This window comes from Alkalicoccus saliphilus (genome assembly GCF_003044065.1).
Classification (GTDB): domain Bacteria; phylum Bacillota; class Bacilli; order Bacillales; family Salisediminibacteriaceae; genus Alkalicoccus; species Alkalicoccus saliphilus.
Map to the genome: position 1 here is coordinate 1 of NZ_PZJJ01000065.1, position 5,594 is coordinate 5,594.

Consider the following 5,594-nt stretch of genomic DNA (forward strand, 5'->3'; position numbering starts at 1 on the left):
AGATCCCCCCTTCTATCAGGGCAGAGGCCGGATGAGGGGAACCGGGCCCGGCAGAAAAGGAAAAACGGGATCGTAGAGCGAAAAAAGTTGATAGACTTTTGTCTACTTTATTGACAGAGGCACAAATTCTACCAACCACCCGCTGTATTTCTACCAACTGCCCCGAATTCTACCATCCTCCACCGTATTTCTACCAACTTTCCCTCGAATTCTCCCAGCGTTGAACCTTTTTTCCACCGGTAGTCTTTCGCGAAAATTTCCCATCAAAAAGGATAAAATATACAGTGGAAACAGTGGAGAACCTCCTCCTTTCGGTTTATACTGAAAGTACCAAAAAAGGGGGTGGGCGTATGCTGGAAACGGAGAAATTGACGAAGGCCTTCAAAGGAAAAACCGTTGTCAATGGAGTCAGTCTGCATCTGGAAAAGGGGGAGTCGGTCGGACTGCTTGGGCCGAACGGGGCAGGGAAGTCTGTAACGATTTCCATGATTTCCTCCCTTTTGAAGCCGACGTCCGGAGATGTCCGCCTCCACGGAAAAAGTGTAATAAAAAATCCCGGGAATATCCGGAAAGTGCTGGGAGTTGTTCCGCAGGATATTGCACTGTATGAAGAGCTGACAGCGTATGAAAACTTGAAGTTTTTCGGCAGAATCTACGGATTGTCCGGCCGCGGCTTAAAAGAAAAGATAGAGGAAGTGCTGGAACTTGTCGGGCTCACCGACAGGAAAGAAGATATTTTAAGTACATTTTCCGGGGGCATGAAACGGCGGGTCAACATCGCAGCGGCGCTGCTGCACGATCCGGAACTTCTCATCATGGATGAGCCGACCGTCGGCATTGATCCACAGTCGCGGAGCTACATTCTCGATATGATCCGGAAGCTGAACCGTGAAAAAGGAATGACAGTGCTTTATACGAGTCATTACATGGAGGAAGTCGAGCGGCTCTGCGACCGTGTCTACATTCTCGATCACGGGGAGGTCATTGCTTCCGGCACAAAAGATGAGCTGAAAAGCATTTTGTCAGGAGAGGAAACGATTTTGATCGGTCTTGACCGTCCTTATCCGGAGATGGCGGAGAAATTGAAAAACCATCCGGCGGTTCGTCAGCTTGTAGAAACAGACGACGGATGGAAACTGATTCTCCCGAAAGGAAGCCGGGTGTTGAGTTATATATTTCGTCTGGCGGAAGAGCATGACGTGCAAATTACGAATGTGAACGTCCAGGTGCCGACACTCGAGGACGTGTTTCTGCACTTAACCGGCCGCAGGCTCCGCGATTAAAAGGAGGAACCGATGAAAAATTTCATCTGGAAAGACTTTACCCTTATTGTCCGGAATAGAGCGGATTTAATCGTCCTGCTTCTTATGCCGCTCGTTTTAATAGGCATCCTCGGCTTTGCACTCGGCGGTCTTCTGGCAGGGGATACGTCCGGGATTGATGTGCAGGTGGCACTTGTTGAGGAAGACGATCCGGACACAGGGCTTGCCCGGTTCACGGAAGAAATCGAGGCAGAGGGAATACCGCCGGAAGCGGTGGCGGAACTGACAGCGACAGCGGAAAACGTCAGTCCATCGGTCCTTCTGCAGGGGGTGTTGACGAGTCCGGAGATAGAGGACATTTTGACGGTCCAGCGGTTGTCAGCTGCTGAAGCACAAAATCGGCTGGAAGAAGGAGAACTCGATGCGGTGGTCACGCTTCCGGAAAATTTTACGTATGACGGTCTGCAGGCGATGATCCTGAATGAAGGGGAAGCGGCAGATATTCACGTACTGCTCCGGGAGGACGGCTCGCTCTACGCAGATATTTTCACCGACGTGCTGGAAGGTTTTGTGGAAAATGTGAACCTGGAAAGTGCGATCGCGCAGGCAGCCGGTCTGGAAGTTCAGGAAACTTCAGGTGAGGCAGAAGAGCTCGGAGGTACGGTCACGATGATGCAGAATGAACCGGTCCAGTCCATGCAGTACTATGCGGTCGGGATGGCGGTGATGTTCGTCTTATACACTGCCGGAGCGATCGCCGAAAAAGCGTTCGTTGAAAAAAAGGAGCAGGTATACAATAGGATCATTCTTTCCGGATCGCACCCGGTAAAATATTTAAGCGGTAAATGGCTTTCCGGCACGGTGATTGCTTTTTTACAGCTTGCTATTTTGTTTGGGCTGTCCACGCTTTTGTTCCGGACGTTTCCGTTTGCATCCATGGATTTCTGGCTCGGTATGCTTCTCATTACGGCGGTCCTTGCCATCTGTGTCGGCAGTTTGACAAGCCTTGTTACGTCACTGAGCATCCGCTTTGAAAACGAAGCGATTGCGACGATTTTCTCTGGAGGGGTCGTGACGCTTGCCGCGTTTGCCGGGGGGAGTTTTTTCCCGCTTGCCGCGATGCCGGAGGTAATAACGACAGTCGGAAGCTGGACACCGAACGGTGCGGCGATGACCGGTTATCTCCTCTGGATTCAGGGGTTTGAACCCGCGGCACTCTGGGCTCCTCTGCAGCGGGTGGTGCTGCTGAGTGTGATCATGCTTGTGATCAGCGTGCTCATCTTTCCGAGAAGGGGGGCGTCGTCATGAGATCTGTTTTTTTACTGCAGATGAAGCGTCTTCGGAGAAAACCATTTCTCGTGACGTCGTTTTTCGTGCTGACACTGTTTTTTGTATTTTTTCTCGGAGGGAACGACTTGAGCGGTAAACTGCTCGTTCAGGCCTATCCCGGGGAAAACACATCAGAAGAAGAGGCCGCCGGGTGGATTGAACGTTTGAATGAATCCGATGCGTTTCTTTTTGAGCTGAAAGAGGAAGAAGACGTTCGCAGCACGATCATGCGCGGCGAGCGGAACATGGCCGTGGAAATACGGTCGGACGATTACCGGATGCTCGTGGCGGTGGACGATCAGAACTATCAGCTGACGGAAAGTTACATCCGGCAGGTGTTCACCGAGGAGCTCCGTCTATCGGAAGTAGAAGCAGCATCCGGAGAGGAAAACGTCCGCGAACAGGTGGGAAACAAATTGGATAGCCCGGTTCTGACACTGGAAACAAGTACGGTAAGCGGCAGAGCGGAAAGCGGAATCGCATATGATCAAAGCCTTCAGGCGCTGTTTGGGATGACCCTTTACTTTTCCGTGTTTACGATGCTGTTCAGTTTGTCCACCGTCGCCCAGCAGAAAAGAGACGGTACGTGGAGCCGGATGCTGATTTCCCCGCTCCGCCGGTGGCAGATGTATCTCGGCCACTTCGCCTACTGCTTTCTGATCGGGACGGTGCAGATTCTGCTTGTTTTTCTTATCTTTGAATACGTCTTGAATTTTGGTGTCGGTGTCCATGTGGGGGTGCTCTTTTTAATTGCTTCCTGCTTTACGTTTGCAGTCGGATGTCTTGGGCTGCTGCTCGTTGGTATCGTTCGTTCGCCGCAGCAGCTGCAGGCTGTGATTCCTGTCACGGCCACAGCGATGGCGATGCTCGGCGGAGCGTTCTGGCCGGTGGAAATCGTCACGAATGATATTCTGACCGTACTATCCCGGGGTATGCCGATCTATTACGGCATGGAAGCACTGAAAGGGACTGCTCTGTCCGGAGAAAGTCTCACAGATATTGCCGGCCTGCTCACCGTGCTGCTGCTGATCGGTGTTGTCACTGCCGCGGCCGGTATACGTCTGATGGAGCGCCGTTCATAGGAAGCCGCCTGAGTGATGGCGGCTTCTTTTTTGTGGGAGGGGGGCTGATTGTTGATTAATGAACGGACGCTGCTGATTAATTTATTCCGGATCCCGGTTTATAATGATTAAAAATTTATTATAATGATTAAACACAGCCTTAATGACAAAAAAACAGCTGTAATGATTAAAACAACCCTGCTAAAAACAAAAAGCTCCTTTATAATGATTAAAACCGACCGCAGACTCGGGGCATTTTAGGAGTAAAGAAATCTCAGAGCGCGTCGTTGCAGCACTTTCGTAGATGGAGAGCCGTCCATTCTAGCCGTATCCGGATAAATGGAGTAATATGGTAGTTAAAGCCGTGGAGGAAGTGTTCCTTTACGGCTTCACTCTTTTATAGAAATCAGGGATTTAAATGATGCAGAAACTCAAAAAACTGATGCAGGGTAAATTCGTGAAAAATATTACCGTGCTGGCGTCCGGGACGGCCGGTGCGCAGCTTATTACGATAGCGGCTTCGCCTGTTATTACCCGCCTGTACGGTCCGGAGGCGTTCGGTATACTCGGGGTGTTTCTTGCCATGATCAATATTGTTACGCCTGCGGCAGCCCTCACGTATCCGATCGCTGTTGTTCTGCCGAAAGAGCAGGAAAAGGCGAAGGATCTGATCCGGCTTTCGCTTGCCGTGTCGCTTATTCTCGCTGTCGCTGCGCTGGCAGTCGTACTTACGTCGAGGGAAGCGCTCGTCAGTCTTTTTAATATGGGAGATAAGGAACCATACCTTTTATTTATCCCGCTCCTGATTATTTTCGGTGCGATGGTGCAGACGTCCGAGCAGTGGCTGATACGGATGAAAGAATTCACCGTGTCTGCGAAAGTGAAGCTTTACCACGCCGGAGCACTTTATGGATCCATGATTCTTATCGGCTTGTTTTACCCGGCGGCGGCCGTGCTCGTGACGCTTGCGGCTCTCGGGAATCTGATGAAGTCGCTCATGATGGCTTATTACTCTCTCGGAAAAACGCTTCGGGTGAAAAAAGAAGAGCTCCGCCTCGATAAAGTGCGGCTTCGGGCGGTGGCAAAAGAGCACGATGATTTTCCGAAGTACCGGGCGCCGCAGGTACTGCTGAACGCTGTCTCCCAGGGGATGCCGCTCATGATGCTCAGTGCGCTGTTCGGACCGGCGGCTGCCGGATTTTATTCAATCGGTAAGACGGTTCTCGGACTGCCCGCACATTTGATCGGAAAAGCGGTCGGCGACGTTTTCTATCCGAACTTAAGCGAGGCGGATAAGGAGGGGCGGAAGCTGACGCCTCTTGTAAAAAAAGGAACGCTTGGACTTGCGGCCGTCGGAGTGGTGCCGTTTGGAATCGTGGTGCTGATCGGGCCGTTTTTATTTGAATTCGTCTTCGGTGCCGGCTGGGACCGGGCCGGGGAATATGCCCGCTGGATGGCATTTATGTCATGGTTTATGCTTGCCGCGCGCCCGGTGATCGCAGCCGTTCCCGTCGTTAAAGCGCAGCGTTTTTTTCTCATTTATGAAGCGGTGAGTGTCGCGGTACGCTTCGGTGCGCTTCTTCTCGGCTTCTACTTTTTCGACAGCGACCTGGCTGCAGTGGCTCTCTTTTCTTTGACGAGCGCCGCAACGTATTTGTTTTTGATGGCATATGTTTGGATGATTGCAGGAAAAAGAGACCGGAGGATGAGTAAAGAAATGGGTGGACGGGCGGAATAGAGCCGTCCGCCTTTTTGTCGGCTTTAGGGGGGCTGGTAATTCTACCAAATTATCTTGGAATTCTACCAACTTTCTTTGGAATATGAAGTTAGTATAAAAAGTAGACACATCAAAGTGATAGAATACAGCTAACGAAAGCAACCGGAGGAGGACGAGTGGATGGAGAAGGAGAAGAAACATTACGACAAGGTGTTCCGGAAATAT

At 51.2% G+C, this 5,594-nt stretch carries 4 protein-coding genes; all 4 read left to right on the forward strand.

Going from position 1 to position 5,594, the window contains the following annotated elements:
- The first annotated feature begins 350 nt into the window (after nucleotides 1-350).
- Entirely contained in the window at nucleotides 351-1,283 is a 933-nt protein-coding gene (locus C6Y45_RS17120; protein WP_107586441.1) for an ABC transporter ATP-binding protein, read from the forward strand.
- A gap of 12 nt (nucleotides 1,284-1,295) precedes the next feature.
- Complete coding sequence (locus C6Y45_RS17125; protein ID WP_107586442.1) at nucleotides 1,296-2,570, forward strand: ABC transporter permease; 1,275 nt, start codon at nucleotides 1,296-1,298, stop codon at nucleotides 2,568-2,570.
- Nucleotides 2,567-3,673 (forward strand): ABC transporter permease, encoded by a 1,107-nt coding sequence (locus C6Y45_RS17130; protein ID WP_107586443.1) that lies wholly within the window; start codon nucleotides 2,567-2,569, stop codon nucleotides 3,671-3,673. Before C6Y45_RS17125 ends, C6Y45_RS17130 begins: the two co-directional genes overlap by 4 nt.
- A 397-nt stretch (nucleotides 3,674-4,070) precedes the next feature.
- Nucleotides 4,071-5,390, forward strand: coding sequence for a lipopolysaccharide biosynthesis protein (locus C6Y45_RS17135; RefSeq protein ID WP_107586444.1), 1,320 nt, complete (start codon nucleotides 4,071-4,073; stop codon nucleotides 5,388-5,390).
- Nucleotides 5,391-5,594 lie beyond the last annotated feature (204 nt).

Coding starts and splice junctions, on each gene's coding strand:
- C6Y45_RS17120 (WP_107586441.1), top strand. CDS start 351: ATGCTGGAAACGGAGAAATTGACGAAGGCCTTCAAAGGAAAAACCGTT.
- C6Y45_RS17125 (WP_107586442.1), top strand. CDS start 1,296: ATGAAAAATTTCATCTGGAAAGACTTTACCCTTATTGTCCGGAATAGA.
- C6Y45_RS17130 (WP_107586443.1), top strand. CDS start 2,567: ATGAGATCTGTTTTTTTACTGCAGATGAAGCGTCTTCGGAGAAAACCA.
- C6Y45_RS17135 (WP_107586444.1), top strand. CDS start 4,071: ATGATGCAGAAACTCAAAAAACTGATGCAGGGTAAATTCGTGAAAAAT.